Genomic DNA, 22,796 nt, shown 5'->3' with positions numbered 1-22,796 from the left:
TCCATAAAAACACCGTTAATCAAAATGAAACATCTTTGATTTAACGGTGTTTTTTATCGAGCATGAGTCGCTATGACGTCATCCTTTCTCTCAAATGTCCATGGGTATTTTAAGTTCAACTTAGTCTAGTGATCAGTTGACAACAGACTCATTAAATGCAAATCTAAAAACTCACCATTGAAAATCCTAGACTCTCGCATAACACCCTCTTCTACAAACCCTGCCTTTTGATACATCTTGTATGCGCCTTGATTATTACTAAGCACATAAAGCGATAACCGGTGAAAACCCCGTTCTTGAAAAACGTAACGTTTCATCTCTTCCATAAGAAGACGTCCGTACCCTTTACCACGACTGGCTTTACGGATAAAGATACGATTTAAAAAGGCTGATTGATTCACCTCATCAATCTCCGCCACTTGAATATGACCAATCTTTTCTCCGGTTTGTTCTTCAATTACTGTATATAACTCGACCGGTAACGCTTGTTGTTTTGCCTTTTCAACATACACCGCTAGCTGTGCTTTTGTGACCGGGAGTGTAAATGTACGTCCCATAAAACTAAACAAATCCTTCTCTGTTGCCTCTTGTTGCCAATCAATAAACGCCTGATAATCAGTCTCATCAAACACTTTTAATCCAATCATCTCGCTCGCTCCTTTATATCTGTTTCATTTTTCACTTCTATTAGTGTAGCATAATTTATTCACACATTATCAACCACATGCCTTAACATGGCGCCATGGCATTTCAAGTAGGAAAAGACTTAACCGAAGCATCAAATGTAGATATTCAGTCCATATTGAAACAATTGATTTCAACAAGAATACAAAAAAGTGATGAGCAACCATATAGGCATAATCATCACTTTTTTCGTATCGTTTTATATTATTTTACAAATGAACACATACCCTTAGCCCATACATCCACTCCTTGATGTAAACCACCTGGATAAAAGACAACGTCTTTTTCTTCACCAGGTAATAAGTCAAAAAAGTTCTCAGAAAAATGTCCTTCGACAGAAGCTTCTAAACAAACGGCTTTTTGAAATACCTCTGATGTTACCCGGTAAACATAAGGTGAAACTTGTTCCACCTCGATTGGCGCAAGTGTTATAGCTAAGTCTTTGGCACTGACGAAATAGTAGCGATTGCTGATGACTTCTTTTATTTCGTTTGACTTAAACTCAACAAGGAAGACAACGTCAGATAGCGTCATACCTTTAAGTAAGGTTGCCTTTTTGTATACGGTAAGCGCTGTGCTTGTCTGTTGATGTAACGTGACGGTTGTCACATCTTCCAAAAGCATTTCACCTGCGAGCGACTGAAGCGAGACGACAAGCTCACCCTTTAATGCTTGTTGGTCATTCACACCATGAACGATCACATCACCTTCAGATTCACTCACCACCAACAATTGTGGTTTAAAACTTTCTTTTACTTGATAATGGCTAGCTTTATAGCGGCCATAGTAATCCATACTTGACCATGAAGCTACAGGCCAACAGTCATTGAGTTGCCAGTAGAGCGTACCCATACAGTAAGGCATCGCCTTTCGGTGCGCTTCAATCGCTTGTTTCATCGCTTCTTGTTGGAGCACTTGACTCATATATAAGAAGCTTTCAAAATCTTTTGGTTCTGGTAAAACTTCTTTCATATACGTCTCAATCAAATGATTGCCGTCTCCGTTCTTTTGGTGATGCAACATCGGAATCGAATCAATCCGGTAATCTTTTTCGGTCATAAACGTATCTACGGTACGTTTTTCAGGGAAAGACTGAAAACCATATTCGCTCATAAAGCGCCCAACATTTTCACCATATGCATGAAACGGCTGTTTCCCATGCCACACGTCCCAGTAATGCACATCTCCCGCTTCTTTAACTCCGAGCGCGTGGCGTGAAGCATCATTTACTTCATAAGCGAGCGGGGAACTCGACCAATAATCAACATCTGTTCGTTCAGCAACGACGTTTTTCAATACATCATGGAAGATTATTTGATAATCTGCCCATATCTTTTCTCTTAACTCATGACTAAACGGTTTTTTCCAACCCCAGCCACCCTCTTCTTCGTAATGCGCCCACGCCGCATCCATCTCATTATTCCCGCACCACAGTGCAATGGACGGGTGATGTCTGAGACGGGTGACTTGATCAATCGCTTCTTGTTTCACGTTCGCTAGAAACGCGTCATCACCTGGATACATACTACAAGCAAACATAAAGTCTTGCCAGACAAGAATACCTTTTTCATCACATAACTCATAAAAGATATCCCTTTCGTAAATACCCCCGCCCCATACACGTAACATATTCATACCAGTAAATAACGCTGCCTGAATTTCCTTTTGATAGCGCTCATCTGTAACTTCACTAACAAAACTATCATTTGGAATATGGTTCGCACCTTTAATAAACAAGCGCTCGCCATTAAGTTCAAGATAAAAGGTTTGACCATTCGCATCATCTTCTGTCACGAGTCTTACTTTTCTGAGACCTGTTTTCATTTGTTTATGCGCGATTAAATTTTTCTCATTGCGCACAGTTAAAGTGAACGTGTACAAATACGGTTCACCTAAGTCATGCGTATACCACCTTTTCGGTTGCTTAATTGAAACAGGTAAATGAACGGTTTGAGTTCCTTTTGTTAAGTTAAAAGTCTCTTCATACCGGAACGACTCCGCGTGTAAACTAAGGGTGTAAAGGCCGGCTTTTTCAACTACCATTGTTACTTCTGCTTGGCCTGTTGCTATATCTTTTTCAACGGTATCCATTTGAAGATAGAGATCACGAACATCCAATGCCTCATAGACAGTCAGTTCGACTGGTTTATATATACCTGAGGTGACAAACCTTGGACCCCAGTCCCAACCATAGTGAAACGGCGCTTTTCGGGCAAAGACACTCAGTTTTTTATCTCCTAACCCACCCATCTCACTGTCATCATTCGCAGCCGGCAACTGATACCCAAGTGCTTCAAGCTTCGGTAAATCTGTCTTAATTGGTGATTGGAAGATAATCATCAGTGTATTCTTTCCTACCGTGACGTATTCATTCAGTTCAAGCTGATACACCCGGAACATGTTGGCCGTTTTTTTAACGAGGACACCGTTTACATAAATATCTGCATATGTGTCCAAACCATGAAAAGTAAAGGTCATGATTTTCTCTAACCTATCATCGGAGACATCAAAAGTCGTTTCATAGCACCAATCGACTTGATCTATCCACTGCAAAGCCTTTTCATTATCTTCATAAAATGGATCGTCAATCAAACCATTCTTTAGTAAATCAGTATGAACACAACCCGGCACAAAGGCTCGGTGCCACTGTTCTTTGCCATACTGTTTAAAATGCCAATCTGATACTATCATCTTTTCCATCGTTTCACTCCTCTGATTCCATCTTTTATTATTAGCTAAACAAAGTTAAATTATATGAATAATATATCGATAAATAACACTAGCAAACACCGATTGACTATGTTAAAATATTTTATAAAGTAACTTATCGATAACTTTAAAATAACTTTATGAGGTGATTATATGACAATTCACGTGAATGATGCAACTCTTTCGTTTCATTTAACCAATAATGATGTTAGCTATATTTTTAGGGTGCTTGAGAAAAGCGCGCAACTCGAACATCTTTATTACGGCGAAGCGGTACATCACCGCTCAGATTTCAGCCATTTAATTGAACGCGAGGTTCGCCCATCAACGAACCGTTTCACAGGTGACCATACATCATCATTTGAACATATCAAACAAGAATACCCCAGTTACGGAACAACGGACTTCCGTTATCCCGCTTTTACGATTGAACAACCGAACGGGTCATACATCACCGATTTTCGTTATGATAGTTATAGAATCATAAAAGGCAAGCCCACCCTATCAGGTCTTCCACATACCTACGTCGAAAGAGAGGATGAAGCAGAGACACTGATCATTACGTTAGTTGATGACGTGATTGATGTGACGTTAGAACTGTCATATACGATTTATACTGACCGTGCGGTGATCACGCGTCACAGTCATTTCATCAACAACAGCATCGCCACCTATACACTCTCTGAGGCACAGTCGTTGAGCATAGACTTTCCGGATGACAATTTTGAGATGGTTCAATTAAATGGCGCCTGGGCACGAGAGGCACACGTGGGTGTTTCTCCTCTTAAAAAAGGTGTGCAGTCCGTTTCAAGTAATCGCGGGGCATCTGGACATGTCCATAATCCATTTATCGCTTTAAAACGTCCACACACGACGGAACAAACCGGGGAAGTGTATGGATTTAGCCTTGTCTATAGTGGCAACTTTAGAGCACAAGTAGAAGTGGATACATACGACGTGAGTCGTGTCTCACTGGGGATTAATCCGTTTCACTTCGCTTGGCAACTCACCCCTGGTGATAGCTTCACAACGCCTGAGGCCGTGATGGTTTATTCACAAGCAGGTTTATCAGGTATGAGTCAAACATTCCACGACCTTTATCGAAAGCGTCTAGCGCGCGGTTATTGGCGTGATAAAACACGTCCTATCTTAATTAACAACTGGGAAGCGACTTACTTTGATTTTGACGAAGACAAAATTTTAACGATTGCGAAATCAGCCAAAGACTTAGGGATTGAACTGTTCGTTTTAGATGACGGTTGGTTCGGTAAACGTAATGATGACGCCACTTCGCTTGGTGATTGGTTTGTCGACCACGATAAGCTACCGAATGGCATTAGTGCCTTATCAAAGAAAGTCACTGAGCTTGGAATGCGTTTTGGTTTATGGTTTGAACCTGAAATGATTTCTCATGGAACTAAGTTATATGAAGATCATCCTGACTGGCTACTAGAAGCTCCAGACCGTTCACCATCACACGGACGAAACCAATACGTCCTAGATTTTTCTCGTGACGAGGTCATTGAACATATTTATCAATTAATGACAGCGGTTATTGACGATAGCGAGATCAGTTATATTAAGTGGGATATGAACCGGAACATCACGGAAGCCTATTCACGCACATTACAACCGCAGGCACAAGGCGAAGCCTTTCACCGGTACATTCTCGGGGTATATAAATTATACGAAAAGCTGACCACTCGATATCCTGAGATTTTATTCGAATCATGCGCCGGTGGTGGTGGTCGCTTTGATCCAGGCTTACTTTATTACGCACCCCAAACATGGACGAGCGATGATACCGATGCGGTAGAACGACTGAAAATCCAGTACGGGACATCAATGGTGTACCCATTATCTGCGATTGGTTCACACGTGTCACAAATTCCTAACCATCAAGTCGGAAGAAGCACACCGCTTCAAACACGAGCGGAGGTAGCCTATTTCGGCACGTTTGGTTATGAGTTAGATGTCACGGAATTAACAGCCGCCGAAAAAGAGACTGTGAAAAAACAAGTCACTTTCTTTAAACGCTATCGCGAACTTATCAGTCATGGGACGTTCCACCGACTGCTTAGTCCGTTTGAATCAAATGAAACGGCTTGGATGGTCGTCAGTCATGACCAGTCAGAGGCGTTAGTTGGGTACTATAAAGTACTCGCTAAACCAAACGAAGGCTATAAGCGGATTAAGTTAACCGGTCTTGATAAAGACTGCTTGTATCACGTGGCACCGTTAAATAAAGAATACTACGGATCAGAACTGATGGCTTATGGCATTATTCTTGCGGATGACTTCACCGACCGCGCCAATGAGTATTGGGGCCGCGAACACCCTGGTGACTATCAATCACACATTTTTACACTAACAAAAAAATAGCTTATTCCCTTTTAACATACATGACCGGTAACCCCACCGGTCAAAAGAATTTAAACTTCAACAGAAAGAGGCAGACATCAATCGGATGGCTGCCTCTTTCACTTTGTTCATTATTTGTTTAATTATGGTTCACCCTAATCATACCACACGTCATATGTCAATTCTTTTTATAAACAGCTCTTTACATTAAAGGGCTTTAAAGAACTGAAATGCTTCATCGGCGTGATGCGGGATAAACTCATGACCATGTTCCGGATATAAGTGATGCGTCTTTTTCGTTTGCAAGTGGTTAAAGACCGCAAACTGTGTCGATGGCGGACAAATATTGTCTCGCATCCCCGTTACCATAATGACCTCACTCTCGATCCGCGGCGCTAAGTGATGTAAGTCAATATATCCTAATTTTAAAAAGGTCTCGTCTTCAAATTGGTGCATCGGATCAACATTTCTAAAGTAAAACGAAAGCTCCTCATAAGCGGAGTTTGTGACATCCATCTCCCACGCACGTTTATAGTCACTTAAAAATGGATACACACTGTATGTTTTCTTAATCTCCGGCACAAGACTTGCGACCGCGAGCGCCAAGGCACCGCCCTGACTTTGTCCGTAGGACCCTATTCGATTTGAATCAACATCTTCCATCGACTGCACGATTTTAACAAGATGGGTTGTATCTAAAAATACCGATCGATAGTAAAGGTTTTTCGGATTTTTATCTTTTAACCCGCGGATAATATGTCCACGTACCGTCGGTCCAATCGTGACGATCGAGTCTTCACTTAAACCACCTTGACCACGACAGTCCATCGCAAAAACATGGATGCCTTCTTTCGCATAAGCAACCTTGTCAAGCCAGTCCCCACTATCTACGCCGTAACCATGAAACATGACAACAGCTTGCCCGGTTGGTTGATGCGGTTTAGCCCATTTCGCATGAACTTTCACGCCACCTATCCCGGTAAAAGTTAAATGATAGAGTGTCACACCTTCAACTTGAAAGTCCGCCTCTACTACTTCGTAATCAAGTGATAACACCTCAAGTTCTGCCAAAGATTGTGACCAGTATTGATCAAAATCCGTCGGCTTCGGATTCTTGCCTTGATAATGTTTTAGCTGTTCTATTGGTAAATCAAGATGCATATCGTTTCCTCATTTCTTATTGTAATAGTCAAAAATCACACGTTCAGCCGGTTTCCCGTAGACGCCATAACCATCATGTTTTTTGGCTTCATCTAGCGTGTGTAGTAATGTATTCCAGTCCCAAAGACCAAACCCCATCACAAAGTCACGCTTTCCGGCCGTCAAAAACATATCTTCATAAAAGTGAGCTTGTTCTTCAAGGTTAACGTCACCTACATGGCCCCAGTCATTCGGAATCTGACTTGAACCCGTTCGACTTGGGCAGCCTGCTTCTGCGAAAAAGAACGGTTTATCGTACGCTTTCACAACCTTCTCAATGCGGTCGAGTTCTTGTTCCCACTCACCTGTCGGGTAATAACCACTTGACGAGATCACATCAACCACATCCCAAAAAGGAACCTGACTTTCCTGATACTTATCGGTGTTATAACTCACGAGGCCATGATAGACGTCTTTTACATCACGAATGAGCGCCCGCCACTCGTCCGCTCGCCTTTCGGTTTGCACCATTTCACAACCCACAATCAACATCTCACAACCTGTTTGTTCGGCAATGTCGGCATAATGCTTTTGATACGCCGTGTAGGACTTGAACCAATCTGACCATTTCGGTTCACACGGAACATCTAAATCAAAGAAGTTTATATGCGCGCGCCACGTCCCATCTTTACAATTCACCGTGGGCTTCAAAATAACCCTTGACCCTAACGTTTTCGCATAATCAATCATGTCGATGAGCTCTTCATCACTGACCATATGCTCACCCCAGTAATCTACTTCCGTCGTATGTGCCGTCTCTTGTAGGGCGCTGATTGCTATAATAACGGTGTCACTCGCCGTGCGCTCTTGCATTAGACGTAAACTTTCTTTTGCTTCTTCTTTTAAAAAGTCGCCCCGCCTACTATCCCAACCAAATGTAAATCCTTTAATAAAATTCATTTATATCCATTCCTATCTCTGTATGTTATTTAAGCATCTTGTTGCTTTTCTCATTCTTTTACTCATTCTCTTCCCACGTATTTCGAGAAATCTTACTGCCTTTTTAAAAGAAGCTAGTACACCTATAAGGTATACTAGCTTTTAACTTATCTATTATTTACGACCAAGTTCGGCATCATCTGCCACTTCTTCAGATGTCGCTTTGACATATTCAACGATCTCATCGACGGTTGTATAAGCAAGACCCACATACGTATCGGCCGCACCGTAATAGATCGCAATCTTACCTGTATCTGCATCATGTAATGTGGCACAAGGGAAGATGACATTATCAACAAAACCGGTTGTTTCGTATGGTTCTTCCGGTGTTAACACAAAGTTTTTCGAACGGTATTTTACTTTTGAAGGTTCTTCTAAGTCTAAAATAACCGCGCCCATCGAGTAAACGAAACCGTTACATGTGCCTGTGACACCGTGATAAAACATGAGCCATCCTTCTGACGTTTCAATTGGGGCTGGACCGCCACCAATCTTCACATTTTGCCACCAACCGTAGCCGCCTTTTGTCATCACATGACGGTGTTTACCCCAGTAAGTCATATCCGGTGATTCGCTTAAGAACACATCACCAAATGGTGTATGACCACTGTCACTCGGACGAGACAGCATCACATAATTACCATTAATCTTACGCGGGAATAAGACGCCGTTTCGGTTAAATGGTAAGAACGGGTTTTCCAAGCGAACAAATGTTTTAAAGTCGTCTGTCTTCGCCACACCAATCGCCGCACCATAAAAGTCTGTACACCAAATAATATAGTAGGTGCCTTCTACTTTCAGTAAACGCGGATCATAGGCGGAAGGCGGTTGGAAGCTATTTCCCTCCTCATCCACAAATGGAATTTTATCTTCCTCAATCTCCCAGTTTAGACCGTTTTCACTTTTACCTAAATGTAAGTGCGGGCGTCCATCAATCGTTTCCGCACGGAAGACACCGATAAATTCATTATTGTGACTCACAACCGCACTATTAAAGATACGCGCGATCCCTTTTGCTGGATTGCGTTTAATTATTGGGTTTTGACTGTGACGCCAAACAGGTACATCTAACCCCTCTGGTTTATCCTCCCAAGGCATCGCATGGATTTTTTCCGCTATCATTTTTACTTTTGTCATAATCATTGTCCCCTTTCGATACAGTTACTTAACCGATCCGTTTGTTAATCCGTTATAAATATATTTTTGTAAGAAGATGAAGGCGATCATCGTAGGAATAATCGCAATCATAACGCCAGCAGTAATGACTTGCCACTCCGCCCCAAAGGGCCCTTGGAACTTAAAGAGCGCAGTCGAGATTACTTGAAGATCTGTTTTTGGCATGTATAAGAACGGTGTATAGAAATCGTTATACACATTGACCCCTTTAATAATAAATACCGTGACAATCGCTGGTTTTAGGAGCGGTAAAACAATCTTACGGTAAATCGTTAAGTAAGACGCCCCGTCAAGCATCGCTGATTCATCGAGCGAAATAGAAATGGAGTCCATAAATTGCAAGAAGATATAGACGGCGATAATATCTGTCCCAAGATACAAGACAATCGCCGCGAAAATCGTATTAAATAAACCTAAACGGTGCACAATTTGGAATGTTGCGACTTGCGTTGTTACAGCCGGAATTAAAGTGGCCAGTAAAAAGGCACCTAAAATATATTTACTTCCTTTAAATGTGAATCTATGCAACACAAACGCCACCATCGAACCAATCAATGTTGTCCCAATAACGGAAATGACGAGAATAATCACCGTATTTTTAAAACCGACGAGCATATTCCCTTCGCTAAAGGCGCGTGTGTAGTTTTCAAAGTTCATCCAGTTCTCTGGTAAGGCTAAGGCACCTGTTGATCCGTATTCATTTCCTGTCTTAAATGACGCGAAGAAAATCGCTAAGATTGGAATGATACTAAAGGCAGCACCAAGTATGAGCGTAAAATATTTAAATACTTTTCCTAAGACATGTTTACTCTCCACCTTATTCATCCCCCTCACTAAAGAATTTTCTTTGAATACCCGTTACAATAACCACGATAAAGAGCAAGATTACAGCCATCGCTGAACCGAGACCAATCTTACCATACTTGAATGCGGTATTAACCGTCTGAATAACAAAGGTCGCACTACCATTGGCACCGCCTGTCATAATAAACGGAATCTCAAACGCACTTAAGGATCCACTGACTGCTAAAATTAAGTTCAGTGATATGATAATTTTTATACTCGGTAAAATAATGTAACGGAATTGGTGCCACCGATTGGCCCCATCCATTTCAGAGGCTTCATAAATCTCATTAGGAATTGATGAAATTGCCCCGAGGAAAATAATGAAGTTAAAGCCCATGTAGCGCCAGACCGATACACCCGCTAATGAGTAGTTAATGAGATCGGGGTTACCTAACCATTTTTGTGCGAATTGACCTAAGCCAATAGCTTGAAGAACAGTATCAAGCGTGCCATCCGCTCTAAAGAATAATAAAAACATTAACCCAATCGCGACACCGTTTAGTAAGTAAGGGAAGAACAAAACGCCTTTAAAAAAGTTTTTGAACTTCACTTCAAAACTAAGAATGGTCGCAAAGTATAGCGCAATGCCCAATTGGACAAACGTCGCAAAGAAATAATACAAACTGACTCTAAATACCGCAAAGTATTCAGGGTTTGAAAAGATTGTCTTGTAATTTTCAAATCCAATAAAATTCATCTCACTATAACCATTCCAATCGGTAAAGCTGTACCAAAACATATTGATTACCGGTAAGAATGCGAACGTGCCAAGCAACGTCATCGGAATCGCCAGAAACGACACAATAATGATGTTGCGCTGTGCTTTATAAGAAATATTTGAAAATCGTAATTTACTGATGATTTGTTTGAATTTAGACAAGGGTCCGCACCTCCTAATTCCTAATATCTAGCCGCAAGCGTTCTTTCTATCTTTAAAGATGAGAAAAGGAGCACGAGGAGCACTCCTTTTTCATCTGTTTTACACGTTGGAATATTTATTCCATAATTTTGTTGTAAGCCGCTTCCCAGGCATCGTTCCATTCATTCATGACATCGTCAAATGACATGTCACGGTTACCAATAGCCGCTTCAACTAAGATTTGTTTCTTATCTTGACCCCAAAGACCAACCTCAGATTCTTTATCAATCTCGTCTAATTTACCTTGTAATTCGTCTGGAGATGGCTCAAGCATCACAAACTCAGCACCTGCCGCTTCAGCATCCGCTAACGAATCAGGAAGTGGCACATCCTTAGATGCACTGATACCACCTGCTTGTTCTACAGAATATCCTGATTCATTAATGAACCAATCTACCCAAGCGAAAGCCGCTGGTTTGTTTTCACTAAATTTGCTGATAGAGATATTAAAATCAGCACCTAACGAGAACAACGTACGCTCGGCATCATTTGGATAAGCCATAATCGCGATATCATCAGCGTTTGGACCAGCCCCTTGAATTTGTTCAAGCGCCCAAGAACCAAGAACCATTGTCGCAATTTCGCCTTCATTCATCATGACTTTAGAAGCTTCCCAGTCAGTAGTCAGTGGATCTTCTTCAATTAAACCTTGTTCAGCCACATCATACATAAGTTTGTAGTGCTCGTAGTGTGGGTCACCCGCTTCAAACGGACGTGGATCATCTAACATATCGATATTATAGTAAGTTTCGTTACCAGCTGTAGTTGATAACGCCCCTTGCCACTGCGTTAATGGCCAAGCATCCGCATAGTTTGTGTATAGCGGAATCGCATCTGTATTGTCTTTCACCATTTGTAACGCTTCTAAGAATTCTGCTTGTGTTTCTGGTAATTCCGTTACACCCGCTTCTTCAAAGACCGCTTTATTATAGATAACACCTGTATACGTAACTGCAATTGGAATACCATAAACAGTACCATCAACCGCACGTTCTTCAACACCTAAGAAATCCTGTTCCATTTCTTCTAATGAACCCATTGGTTCGAAGAAATTCGGAATATCTTCAATCGGTACTTCTACAGGTAAATATTGTACATCACCAAAATCTTGTGTATTAATACGTGGCATAATATCCCCACCGTAATCGTTTAACGCTTCAAACGTAACATTCACATTTGGATACTTCGCTTCAAACGCTTCCTTGTACTCTTGGTAGACATCGCCAACGATGTCTGTACGGTGTGTGATAACCGTTAAATCGCCTTCTATCTCTTCAGGGTCCATGTCTTTCCACGCCTCATGCATCGGTACATCTTCACTTGATCCATCATCTGAACCATTATCATCTGAACCTGATGCATCATCATCGTCTCCGCCACATGCTGCTAAAGCAACAAGCATAAACAGACTTAGTAATAAAACCATTAACTTTTTACCCATAATTAAACACCCTTTCTTTTCTTTTAAAACTTTTATTAACTTAACTTTAAGTTATCGCTAAGCTAATAAGTATATTGTATATTGAAAACGTTTACCCGTCAATAGTTTTTCAGCAAAATAATTTAACATATTACTTAATTACGTAAATCTTATTAAGTAATTTTACTTAATAAAGTAACAAAGCCCCTAACAGTGCCATTTCAATGCTTGACTATACAAGATTCACGATTCCTTTAAGAGGCAAACTTTTTTTAGACTTTTTTAAACGCATACTTATTTTAGAATAGCTAAATTTTTAAGTAAACAATTCTATATTCACTTAATTCATTACTTAATCTCATTCAATCTACCCTTTCGTCCCACATCAAAAACTCCCATCAAATTCCTACACACAGCCTAGCGATTTAATAGGGGCACTATCATAAGGACATTTAAGCAAAAGAAAAAAGCAATGGCATCGATTGCTTTAACTTTGACTTGATCTATTTAACAAACTTGTAACAACCGCCGCATACCCCGCAGGAAAGACAACGAGAAAGAGTACCCCATTATAGTAAAGAATGCCAAGTAACACGACGACCGCAATAAGGAGCGGCACGGTTATTTTTATTTGTTTAATCATTTCTACAAAACCTTCCGCAAAGGCGATACGGCCTGCTTTTTTATGGATTGTTAGGCCGTAAAAAGTAAAACTCACCGCACCAATCAACAATAATAAGAAATAAATGATCACGACGACAAAAACTAACGAAACACCACGCGATAAACTAAAAGTGAAAAGTGCCGTCAACAACAACAGACCGACACTCATCAAAAATGACCAAACTTTATAGTGATCATAATCTCGGTAATGCTTGAAAAATTGTTGTTTAATATATTTTTCATCAACTTCTTCATGGTTTCTCATCGCCTGATACGTAAGAAACAGACTCACACACGCTGGTGTGATGCCATAGAGAACTAACCCTCTTAATATGCCAACCCAAAAATAGAGCGCTAATACGATGTAGTGATAGACCGCTAACGTCCATTCAACGACTTTTGTACCGATGATCTTCACACCCTTCCTAAAGACAAAAAGACAAGAGAACTACCCTTGTCTTTTGTCCGAGACAGAGTCTCGTTTGATGATTTTACCTTTAACCGATTGTCTTCCATAACATTTATTGTTACCTTGGACTTTCTTAATAATGACTTTTACCGCTTCAGCCACCATTTCATCAATATCCACTTCAACAGTTGTTAAATTCGGATCGGTAATCGTGGCGTAAATATCATTATCAAAACCAACCACCGAAACGTCTTCTGGCACATGATAACCTTCTTCTTTTAACCGAGTGACAAACAAATGCGCGACTTGATCGCAGTTACATACGAATGCTGAGGGCATCTCTTTAGGTAACTTAAACGCAATGTATTTTCCTCGTTTGTCACGATCATTAATAATCCAATCCGAGTTAAGATCTTTCCCGTGCTCTAACAGTGATTTGTAGTAACCGAGATAACGGTCTTGAATACTACTCGTTGAATGCAAGTTACCGACAAAACCAATATCTGTGTGCCCTTTATTAATCAAGAAGTTCGTTAAATCATAGGCACCAAAGAAGTTATCCGTAATGACCGAATCAATTTCATCATGTTCATCATAAAAATCAAGAAACACTTTTGGCATGTCCATTTCTTTGATTAAGTTAATATAGTCACTCGAGAGTTGACCTAAGAAAATAAAGCCATCCACCTTCTTTTCATAATACAAACGTGGTAATTTCAGCGCTTCTTCATCCGCATCTGTTAAGATATTCATAATCCCGTAATACCCATACTGCTCAAAGACACGAGCCGCTTGTTGATACGCGCGGAAGTAAAAAGATTGTGACATTCCACCTGAAAATCGTTCAGGAATCACGACCCCAATATTATAGGTTAAGCCGTTCTTCATCGATTTTGCCGTCGTATTATAACGATAGCCCATCTCATCGGCAAGTTGTTTAATCTTATCTTTTAGCGCATCACTCACGCCTTCTTTATCATTGAGCGCTTTTGACACCGTGACACTACTGACACCGATTCTTTCAGCGATATCTTTCATTGTTACATTCGCCATCTTCAACACATCCCATCTTCAAACATCCATCGATTATTGCCTCAAAATTTCAACCTAAGTTATAACTTTATTAAGTACATGAACTTAGTTAATTAACTAAATGAATACCTCTTAATAGTACCAAACCTTAGGCCATAAGGCAATAAAGCATGTATAATTCGAGTAGGATATTCTTAGTTTACTCGTTACTTAACAACTTCTCATTTTTTTCAATTAACGTTTTCCTTACTTTCGCATTATCTAATGAACGGAATTGGTCTTCTGGTGTTTGAAACGCATAGTCCAGTAACCGATCAACGGTTGTTTTTGCGACATGCACGCGTGTATCGCTTGATGCATAGTAAATGAATAAATCTTTCTCTTCATTCACGACAGCTCCGTTACAGAAAATAACATTTGAGACATCACCTACACGTTCATCATCATAAGGGGCAATGAAGTGTCCACCTGGTTGCGCTATGACTTTCGTTGGGTCATCTAAGCTTGTGACCAGTACGTAAAGAACATAACGCAAGCCAGCCGCAGTATTACGCACACCATGCGCGATGTGCAGCCAACCTTTATCCGTTTTAATCGGCGCCGGTCCTTGTCCGTTTTTCACCTCATAAACGGTATGGTACTCACGTTCATGAATGACTTCTTCTTTTGTGATGACAGGATTTTCGATATCATCACATAGCGCAAAGGCAATCCCACCACCTGAACCGGTAGAAATAAAACCATCTTGCGGTCGGGTATAAAACGCATATTTGCCGTCAACAAATTCTGGGTGAAGAACGACATTACGTTGTTGTGGGGAAGGCGTTTTGATATTCGGTAGTCTTGTCCACGTTTTTAAATCTTTTGTTCTAACAAGACCCGCTTGAGCAATCGCACTTGATGTGTCGCTTGCTGGTACATCCGGGTCTTTACTTTCCGAACAGTAAATACCATATATATAGCCGTCTTCATGTTTCACTAAGCGCATATCATACATATTCGTTTCTTTTTTATCGACATCTTCCCAGACGAGCGGCGTATCGATAAAACGGAAATAATCCACACCAGTGTCACTTACCGCGAGTGTAAAGATTGACTTTCTGTCTAATCCTTCTGTTCTAACGACAAGATAATACTTCCCATCATGATACAATGCCCCTGGGTTAAGCGTCGCATTAATTCCTAAGCGTTCTTGGAAGTAAGGGTTTGTGTCTTTATTTAAATCAAAACGCCAGTGAATCGGCACATGGTGACGGGTAATAACCGGATGTTGATAGCGGTCATAAATACCGTTATAAAAGTCATGATTAACCTCATTTTTTCTTGTCAGTAAGGCTTCTTGTTTGTCTTTTAATTTAAAATATTTTTCGTGTATCATTGTTTTTCCATCCTTTCGATGAGCTCTAGACAGCTACGTGTATTATGATAGGAGACTTTCCAAGGTTCAGCTACATCACGTTTAATCGGTTGATTGTCTTTTGTCAGTGACCAGTACCATTCCCCACCAGGACGCGGATCTTTTATATGCGCCATAATGAATGTCCAACAGTTCTCAGCTGCTTCTTTAAAGGCTTCATCTCCTGTTTTCTCATAAGCATTATAAAAACCCAGCATAGTTTCTGCTTGAACCCACCAAATGCGTGTATCATCGACCACACCATTTTCCCGCTCGTTCTGCATTGAGCCATCCTCATTGACAGCAACATTTAAAATATTATAGGCAATATCTTGCACCATCTCATGGTATTTCGGCACGTCGCATTCAAGTACTTTTAACGTTTCGTCAATCAGCCAGGAGGCTTCAATATCATGACCAAACGACTGTAAGTCGATAATACTGTTCCAGTTCTTATCAAAAAAGACACCTAAGAAGTGATCCTCTTGATAGATTTTTTCAACGTGTCTATCTAACAAGTATTCTAAACGCACTTTTAACTCTTTTGATGGCGCTGCTTTATAGAGATTGGTGTAAGCTTCTAAAATATGAATATGGGTATTCATCGTAATATTTGCGACCACACCATTTTCACTCAACATTTCATTCGGGGCTTCTATCCACTCACGAGTAAATTCTTCTTTATAAGCACCGTTCTTATTATCAAAACCTTTGACCTCAATTAAATCATACAGGTCTAAAGCTAAATCAAGCGCTTCTTTATCCTGTGTAATTCGGTAATACTCACTTAAGCCATAAATCATAAACGCTTGTGCGTAGATGTGTTTACGATCATCCATGACTTCTCCCCGGTAGTCAAGCATCCAGTAGATACCACCGTAGTCTTGGTCAAAGCATTTCTCCTTAATAAATCGATACATGTGATGCGCCATTTCCAAGTACTCAGACTGACGCAATACGCGGTAACTACTTGAAAAAGCCCATAAGTGTCTGGCAGCGGCAATCCCGCCTTTTTCTGCCCTTTCCATGACCGTTAAATCATAAGCGACACGGCCATATAAGCCACCATGTTTCTCATCTTTTAACTTCATCCAAAACGGTAAAATGGTCGTTGTTAATTCTTGTTTCATTGCTTCTTTATTCATTCGGTCACCTCCGTTTAGTTAATCGATAACTTAATAATTTAATAATAAGTAACCTTTATATAAATGTCAATAGAAAGCCTTTTCTTTTTTTCACACGAACTTGACATGACGAGGGCCTTTCCGCTGTTTTTTCTCTATCATCAATCGACATCATCCGCCCTTAGTTTTTCCTCTTCATCTAATAGACCTTTCACTGTTTCTTATTTAAAACATTGCCAACAGAGGCGTTAGAAAAGTTCCGGAAGGATACGGAAAAACAACACGTGGTAATGTAAGCGCTTATCCCATACACTTGAACTATCAAGAAAACACATCATACTTGAAAGGATGATTCACATGAAGAAAATTTTACTTGCCTGTTCCGCAGGCATGTCAACAAGCCTACTCGTATCAAAAATGGAGGCGGTCGCCAATGAACGCGGACTAGATGCGAAAATTTGGGCCGTCGCCCAGGACAAAGCACCTGAAGATATGAAAGAAGCAGACGTCTTACTTATCGGCCCTCAAATGCGCTTTATGAAAAAGAAGTTTGAAAAGACCGGTCAAGAACTTGGTGTACCCGTTGATGTCATTGATTCGGTGTCTTATGGACGCATTGATGGAAGCGCGGTTTTAGATCATGCGATTAAATTGATTGAAAAAAACTAACTGGAGGCTTAACCAATGAATAAATTTATGAATATGCTTGAAAATGTCTTATTGCCAGTAGCGGATAAGCTCAATAATAACCGCTACCTCACTGCTTTACGTAATGGCTTTATGGTTGCCTTACCGATTATCATTTTCGGTTCGATCTTTGTCGTTTTAGCTAACTTACCCTTCTTAGATAAATTGATTGGAGAAGATGCTTACCAAGCCTATCAACAAGCCTTAAGCCCAGCTTCTCAAGCAACACTCACAATTATGGGTCTGTTCGTTATTACGGGGATCGGCTACAAGATGGTTGAACAACGGGGTGGCGAGGCGATTTACGGAGCAGCTGTGAGTATTGCGGCGTTCTTAGTCTTAACACCACAAGTATTAGGTGACACAGCGAATGTTATCCCAACGAGCATCCTCGGTGCTGAAGGGATGTTCCTAGGTATTTTCACCGCCTTTATTGCGGCTGAGTTGTATCAACTATTTGTAAGTAAGAATTTAACCATTAAAATGCCACAAGGTGTACCAAGTGCGGTATCGCGTTCGTTTAGTGCCTTAATTCCTATTTCTTTAACACTCGCGATTTTCTTAGCTGTCCGCATTCTTTTCGGTTTTACTGATTACGATACGGTACAAAACTTTATTTATACGATTATTCAAGCACCACTAACGTCTCTTGGTAGCGGCTTACCAGCTACCATCATTGCGGTCCTGTTAATTCAAGTATTCTGGTTTTTCGGGTTACATGGTCAAATTATTATCAACTCTATCTTTGACCCAATCTGGTATGCGTTAAACGAACAAAATTTAGAAGCATTCCAAGCAGGGGCGGACGTCTTACCAAACATCGTGACAAAGCAGTTTATCGATACATTTATCGTTGGTATTGGCGGGTCAGGTATGACGCTCGCTGTGTTACTCGCTATCTTTATTGTCGCAAAGAGTCGTCAACTAAAAGACTTAGGGAAACTCGGGATTGGATCTGGGATCTTTAACGTTAACGAACCCGTTATTTTCGGTATGCCAATTATTATGAACCCACTTGTTATTATCCCTTGGTTACTGGCACCAGTTGTTGTAGCGATTGTGACCTATACGTTAATGTCGATTGGCTTTGTGCCAAGACCGGCCGGGGTCATCGTGCCGTGGACAACACCTGCACTCTTAAGTGGTTACCTTGCTACCGGGAATAAAATTATGGGAACGGTTATGCAGCTAATCAACATGGGGATTGTCTTTGTGATCTGGTTACCGTTCCTTAAAGTGATTGACAAACAATATTACGAAGCTGAACAAAAAGCGAACTAATGTAACACTTATAATAACACACACAAACAGCGGCCAGGCCCTTGTGCCTGGCTGTTATTATCTCAACGATTTAGAGGGGGACACCACTATGCAATCTATGACAGAAATCGCTTTTCAAATCATTCTATTTGCCGGTAACGGCAAATCCAGCGCTATGGAAGCTATTCAAGAAGCGAAAGAAGGTAACTTTGACGGGGCTGATGACAAAATAACAGAGGCAAATGAAGAACTTTCACGCGCTCACCGCTTTCAAACGGACTTGCTTCAACAAGAAGCGCGAGGCGATAGTAAAGATATCAATTTAATCTTAATTCATTCTCAAGATCATTTAATGACGTCGATGACGGTTCGCGATTTAGCGATTGAAATCATCGAAATTTATCGCAATAAATAAGAAAGGGGATCATGATGACTACACGCACATTTCCAAAAGATTTCTACTGGGGTTCTGCCGCCTCAGCTGAACAAACAGAAGGTAACCAACATGGCACAAAAGTGAAAACGATCTGGGATCATTGGTACAACTTAGAACCTAATCGCTTTTTCGATGAAGTCGGACCGAGTGAAACGTCTGACTTTTATCATCGCTATAAAGAAGATATTAAAAATATGAAAGACTTTGGACACAATAGTTTCCGCCTATCACTCTCTTGGGCACGATTGCTAGATGAATCAGGCCAGCTTAATCGAGAGGCCGTCACTTTCTATAACGATGTGATTGATACCCTCATCGCTCATGAGATTGAGCCGTTTGTTAACCTGTTTCATTTCGATATGCCGCTTTACCTACAAGAACAAGGTGGATTTGAATCGCGCAAAGTCGTGGACTTGTATGTCGATTACGCGAAAATCGCCTTCTCACTCTTTAGTGACCGGGTCAAAGTATGGTTTACGTTTAACGAGCCGATTGTCCCTGTTGAAGGAGGTTATCTATACGATTTCCACTATCCCAATGTGGTTGACGCCAAGCGCGCGTTTCAAGTCGCGTACCATACGATGATTGCACACAAAAAAGTGTGCGCCCATTACCACGATCACTATGATGGTAAAATCGGGATTATTCTAAACTTAACGCCGTCCTATCCGAGAAGTCAGCATCCAAGCGATTTAAAAGCAAGTCACATTTGCGACCTGTTTTTTAACCGCAGTTTCCTCGACCCTGTCGTTAAGGGCGAATACCCTGAAGATTTAATTAATCTGTTAAAAGAATATGATCACTTACCAGAAACTAAACCAGAAGATACGTTGTTACTTAAAAATAATCCGATTGATTTTCTTGGGGTGAATTACTATCAGCCGCGCCGAGTGAAAGCTAAGACACATACCCCACATCCTGATAGTCCATTCTTACCGGACTGGTTCTTCGATAATTATGAGATGCCTGGTCGGAAGATGAATGTCTATCGCGGTTGGGAAATCTATGAAAAAGGCATCTACGATATCATGATTAACTTACGGGATAATTACAACAACATCGATTGCTTCATCTCAGAAAACGGGATGGGTGTCCAAAACGAAGCACGCTTCATCAAAGACGGACGGATTGAAGATGATTACCGGATTGACTTTATTTATGGGCACTTAACGTGGCTCCATCGCGCACTAATAGAAGGTTGTAACGTCAAGGGTTATCACTTATGGACATTTATGGACAACTGGTCATGGGCTAACGCTTATAAGAACCGTTACGGTTTCTTCTCCGTTGATCTAGAGACGAAACATCGCACTGCGAAAAAGAGCGCTTTCTGGTTTAAGCAACTTGCTGAAACAAATGAACTGGTACATTAAATAGAAAGTAGATTAATATATTGTAACAATGACACACTACCTATAACTGTGTTAGCGCAATGCAATCGCATTGCGCTAGTACCTTATTATAGTTAAAGGTATACTTTGTTAAGATATCTTGCGAAGTGACCGTTACGCACATAAAGGTTTGTTATAATAGGGGTAACTTTAATCACAAGACAGCTTACTTTTGATCACTAGTAAAAAGGAGGTGAAGAGAATGCATAGCCGGCAAGTAATCATCTTAAAAGAACTCATTGGTAGTGATGTCTCTCTCACAAGTCAAACACTCGCTCACATACTTGATGTGAGTTCCAGGACAGTGAGAGATGATATAAAAGAGCTTGATCAAACACTCACAAATAATGGGGCCACCATTACATCCACACGAGGAAAGGGTTATACTTTAACCATCCAAGACGATGCGTCGTTTCGACATTTTTTAAAAAACCACGTCTATGAACAACATGCCAATGATTTCTCACAACCAGACCAACGGGTCGCTTACCTAATCGAGCGTTTTTTACTTGCGGAATCACACATTAAAACTGATGATTTAATGGATGAAATGCACGTGAGTCGCTCAACGATTCAAAATGATTTACGCCAAGTGAAAGAACAATTAAACAGCTATAAACTTACACTTTTGCACAAGCCGAATTATGGCATGAAACTGGTGGGATCTGAAGTGAAGCGTCGCTTCGCCTTATCTCAATTCATTTTCGATCAACGAGACGTTCGTGAAACGATGGTGTGGAAGAAACAATTAACCGAACTGACTCATGTCACCGAACAACAAATTCAATCGTTATGGGCTTTACTCATTGATACAACAAAACGGCATCATATTTCGTTATCTGATATTGCTTTAAATAATTTATTTATTCATATGGCGATTGCCTATAAACGGATTAAAGACGGCCATGAAATTGATTTTCTTCAACACGACCTAACTGACATCCAAGCGGAACATGAGTACACCGTCGCCGAAGAGGTCGTGAAAAAAAGTGAACATATCTTAAATATTACCTTCCCTGAAACAGAAGTTTGTTATATCGCGATTCATTTACTCGGCACAAAAATCGTCACTCATAGACATCAAACGGAAGAAGATTTAAAACAATGGTTACCGAGTGATATTGTCATCGTTACAGAAAGAATGTTACAAATGATTGAAGACAAACTGAGTTTGTCTATTCAGCATGATCGTGAATTGATTCTTGGGCTTGGTCTACACTTAAAGCCAGCAATGAACCGGTTTAAATACGGGATGAACGTAAGAAATCCGATGCTTGAGGATATTAAAACCAGTTACCCCTTAGCTTTTGAAGCCGGCATTATCGCCGGCGTCGCGTTGGAAGAGACACTCGACGTCTCGATTGATGAAAATGAAATTGGTTATTTAGCCCTTCATATCGGAGCGGCAATCGAGCGACAAAAACTGAAACACAAGCCGTTATCATGTTTTATCGTCTGTGCATCCGGACTTGGAAGTGCGCAACTCATTAAATATAAGTTGCAATCAATGTTTGGGTCGAAGATTAATATTTTAGGGACGACAGAATTTTATAAAATTGATCAACTTCCCTTTAATGCGATTGATTTGATTATTAGTTCCGTCCCTATTCAACAAGATTTACCGGTCCCAGTTGTTGAAGTGAATGCGATTCTGACAGATCAAGATATCAACCAAGTAGAAACCTACTTCAAGGCAGATTATAAAGAGCTGTTACAATACATTGACCAACACGCCATCTTCTTAAAACAATCACTCGACACTAAAGAAGCGGCACTTAGCTTTCTCTATAAACAACTAAAAGCACCACTCCAGTTACCGAATGATTATTTAATTCATGTCTTTGAAAGAGAAAAGATTGCACCAACAGCCTACGGAAACTTAATCGCCATCCCACACCCTATTACTGCTCAAACGAAAGAGACACACGTTAGTATGATGACACTAGATAAACCGATTGAGTGGGGCGATAAAAGAGTTCAGTTTATTATTCTGTTAAACGTAAGTAAAGATAGCCAAGAAGATTTACAGTCACTCTATAGTTTTATTACGAAACTTGTCGAAAACAAAAAACATATTCAACGTCTCATTCAAATTGATACGTTACCTGCATTTATTGATCAATTATTCTCGATTGGACTTTGAA

At 40.6% G+C, this 22,796-nt stretch carries 18 protein-coding genes; 6 read left to right on the top strand and 12 right to left on the bottom strand.

All coding sequences use genetic code 11. The annotated features are described in order from the left end of the window. Window positions 1-125: 125 nt before the first annotated feature. A complete protein-coding gene (locus BM390_RS01660; RefSeq protein ID WP_089852779.1) occupies window positions 126-647 on the bottom strand; it encodes a GNAT family N-acetyltransferase in 522 nt (173 codons plus the stop codon). Window positions 648-888: 241 nt separating this feature from the next. Further along, window positions 889-3,384, bottom strand: coding sequence for a beta-mannosidase (locus tag BM390_RS01655; protein ID WP_089852778.1), 2,496 nt, complete (start codon window positions 3,382-3,384; stop codon window positions 889-891). Window positions 3,385-3,546: 162 nt separating this feature from the next. On the opposite strand from BM390_RS01655, the gene BM390_RS01650 reads away from it, so the two are divergent. Then, window positions 3,547-5,775: an alpha-galactosidase gene (locus BM390_RS01650; RefSeq protein WP_089852777.1), complete on the top strand. Its 2,229-nt coding sequence runs from the start codon at window positions 3,547-3,549 to the stop codon at window positions 5,773-5,775. A gap of 186 nt (window positions 5,776-5,961) precedes the next feature. On the opposite strand, the gene BM390_RS01645 is transcribed toward BM390_RS01650, so the two are convergent. The 10 genes from BM390_RS01645 to BM390_RS01600 form a co-directional block, all read right to left on the bottom strand. After that, window positions 5,962-6,915, bottom strand: a complete 954-nt coding sequence (locus BM390_RS01645; RefSeq protein WP_089852776.1) for an alpha/beta fold hydrolase — start codon at window positions 6,913-6,915, stop codon at window positions 5,962-5,964. A 9-nt stretch (window positions 6,916-6,924) separates the two neighbouring features. Further along, complete coding sequence (locus BM390_RS01640; RefSeq protein WP_089852775.1) at window positions 6,925-7,854, bottom strand: glycoside hydrolase family 113; 930 nt, start codon at window positions 7,852-7,854, stop codon at window positions 6,925-6,927. A 153-nt stretch (window positions 7,855-8,007) separates the two neighbouring features. Further along, the gene (locus BM390_RS01635) at window positions 8,008-9,030 is read right to left on the bottom strand and encodes a glycoside hydrolase family 130 protein (RefSeq protein ID WP_089852774.1); all 1,023 of its coding nucleotides are present in this window, start codon (window positions 9,028-9,030) and stop codon (window positions 8,008-8,010) included. A 24-nt stretch (window positions 9,031-9,054) separates the two neighbouring features. Further along, the gene (locus BM390_RS01630) at window positions 9,055-9,885 is read right to left on the bottom strand and encodes a carbohydrate ABC transporter permease (RefSeq protein WP_371859894.1); all 831 of its coding nucleotides are present in this window, start codon (window positions 9,883-9,885) and stop codon (window positions 9,055-9,057) included. A 1-nt stretch (window position 9,886) separates the two neighbouring features. After that, the gene (locus BM390_RS01625; protein WP_246806775.1) at window positions 9,887-10,795 is read right to left on the bottom strand and encodes a carbohydrate ABC transporter permease; all 909 of its coding nucleotides are present in this window, start codon (window positions 10,793-10,795) and stop codon (window positions 9,887-9,889) included. 115 nt (window positions 10,796-10,910) lie between these two features. Further along, entirely contained in the window at window positions 10,911-12,275 is a 1,365-nt protein-coding gene (locus BM390_RS01620) for an ABC transporter substrate-binding protein (RefSeq protein ID WP_089852772.1), read from the bottom strand. A gap of 466 nt (window positions 12,276-12,741) precedes the next feature. Next, window positions 12,742-13,335 carry a DUF624 domain-containing protein gene (locus BM390_RS01615; protein ID WP_089852771.1) on the bottom strand — a complete coding sequence of 198 codons (594 nt, stop codon included), beginning with the start codon at window positions 13,333-13,335 and terminating at the stop codon, window positions 12,742-12,744. 30 nt (window positions 13,336-13,365) lie between these two features. Next, the gene (locus BM390_RS01610; protein WP_246806774.1) at window positions 13,366-14,379 is read right to left on the bottom strand and encodes a substrate-binding domain-containing protein; all 1,014 of its coding nucleotides are present in this window, start codon (window positions 14,377-14,379) and stop codon (window positions 13,366-13,368) included. Window positions 14,380-14,557: 178 nt separating this feature from the next. Then, window positions 14,558-15,736, bottom strand: coding sequence for a glycoside hydrolase family 130 protein (locus BM390_RS01605; RefSeq protein ID WP_089852770.1), 1,179 nt, complete (start codon window positions 15,734-15,736; stop codon window positions 14,558-14,560). Then, window positions 15,733-16,899, bottom strand: coding sequence for an AGE family epimerase/isomerase (locus BM390_RS01600; protein WP_089852769.1), 1,167 nt, complete (start codon window positions 16,897-16,899; stop codon window positions 15,733-15,735). Before BM390_RS01600 ends, BM390_RS01605 begins: the two co-directional genes overlap by 4 nt. 336 nt (window positions 16,900-17,235) lie before the next feature. On the opposite strand from BM390_RS01600, the gene BM390_RS01595 reads away from it, so the two are divergent. From BM390_RS01595 to BM390_RS01575, 5 genes are all read left to right on the top strand, one after another. Continuing rightward, the gene (locus BM390_RS01595; protein WP_089852768.1) at window positions 17,236-17,547 is read left to right on the top strand and encodes a PTS sugar transporter subunit IIB; all 312 of its coding nucleotides are present in this window, start codon (window positions 17,236-17,238) and stop codon (window positions 17,545-17,547) included. Between the two features lie 15 nt (window positions 17,548-17,562). Beyond that, window positions 17,563-18,846, top strand: a complete 1,284-nt coding sequence (gene celB, locus BM390_RS01590; protein ID WP_089852767.1) for a PTS cellobiose transporter subunit IIC — start codon at window positions 17,563-17,565, stop codon at window positions 18,844-18,846. 88 nt (window positions 18,847-18,934) lie between these two features. Then, window positions 18,935-19,240 carry a PTS sugar transporter subunit IIA gene (locus tag BM390_RS01585; RefSeq protein ID WP_089852766.1) on the top strand — a complete coding sequence of 102 codons (306 nt, stop codon included), beginning with the start codon at window positions 18,935-18,937 and terminating at the stop codon, window positions 19,238-19,240. Window positions 19,241-19,251: 11 nt separating this feature from the next. Further along, on the top strand, window positions 19,252-20,634 hold the full coding sequence (gene gmuD, locus BM390_RS01580) for a glycoside hydrolase family 1 protein (protein WP_371859893.1): 1,383 nt from the start codon (window positions 19,252-19,254) through the stop codon (window positions 20,632-20,634). 220 nt (window positions 20,635-20,854) lie between these two features. After that, the gene (locus BM390_RS01575; protein ID WP_089852764.1) at window positions 20,855-22,795 is read left to right on the top strand and encodes a BglG family transcription antiterminator; all 1,941 of its coding nucleotides are present in this window, start codon (window positions 20,855-20,857) and stop codon (window positions 22,793-22,795) included. Window position 22,796 lies beyond the last annotated feature (1 nt).

Origin of the sequence: Halolactibacillus miurensis (genome assembly GCF_900116255.1) — a bacterium.
GTDB lineage: Bacteria > Bacillota > Bacilli > Bacillales > Amphibacillaceae > Halolactibacillus > Halolactibacillus miurensis.
This window is presented reverse-complemented; position numbering and strand designations above follow the sequence as displayed.

Coding starts and splice junctions, on each gene's coding strand:
- BM390_RS01635 (WP_089852774.1), bottom strand. CDS start 9,030: ATGACAAAAGTAAAAATGATAGCGGAAAAAATCCATGCGATGCCTTGG.
- celB (WP_089852767.1), top strand. CDS start 17,563: ATGAATAAATTTATGAATATGCTTGAAAATGTCTTATTGCCAGTAGCG.
- BM390_RS01655 (WP_089852778.1), bottom strand. CDS start 3,384: ATGGAAAAGATGATAGTATCAGATTGGCATTTTAAACAGTATGGCAAA.
- BM390_RS01600 (WP_089852769.1), bottom strand. CDS start 16,899: ATGAATAAAGAAGCAATGAAACAAGAATTAACAACGACCATTTTACCG.
- BM390_RS01620 (WP_089852772.1), bottom strand. CDS start 12,275: ATGGGTAAAAAGTTAATGGTTTTATTACTAAGTCTGTTTATGCTTGTT.
- BM390_RS01660 (WP_089852779.1), bottom strand. CDS start 647: ATGATTGGATTAAAAGTGTTTGATGAGACTGATTATCAGGCGTTTATT.
- BM390_RS01595 (WP_089852768.1), top strand. CDS start 17,236: ATGAAGAAAATTTTACTTGCCTGTTCCGCAGGCATGTCAACAAGCCTA.
- BM390_RS01645 (WP_089852776.1), bottom strand. CDS start 6,915: ATGCATCTTGATTTACCAATAGAACAGCTAAAACATTATCAAGGCAAG.
- BM390_RS01605 (WP_089852770.1), bottom strand. CDS start 15,736: ATGATACACGAAAAATATTTTAAATTAAAAGACAAACAAGAAGCCTTA.
- BM390_RS01640 (WP_089852775.1), bottom strand. CDS start 7,854: ATGAATTTTATTAAAGGATTTACATTTGGTTGGGATAGTAGGCGGGGC.
- BM390_RS01585 (WP_089852766.1), top strand. CDS start 18,935: ATGCAATCTATGACAGAAATCGCTTTTCAAATCATTCTATTTGCCGGT.
- BM390_RS01575 (WP_089852764.1), top strand. CDS start 20,855: ATGCATAGCCGGCAAGTAATCATCTTAAAAGAACTCATTGGTAGTGAT.
- gmuD (WP_371859893.1), top strand. CDS start 19,252: ATGATGACTACACGCACATTTCCAAAAGATTTCTACTGGGGTTCTGCC.
- BM390_RS01610 (WP_246806774.1), bottom strand. CDS start 14,379: ATGGCGAATGTAACAATGAAAGATATCGCTGAAAGAATCGGTGTCAGT.
- BM390_RS01650 (WP_089852777.1), top strand. CDS start 3,547: ATGACAATTCACGTGAATGATGCAACTCTTTCGTTTCATTTAACCAAT.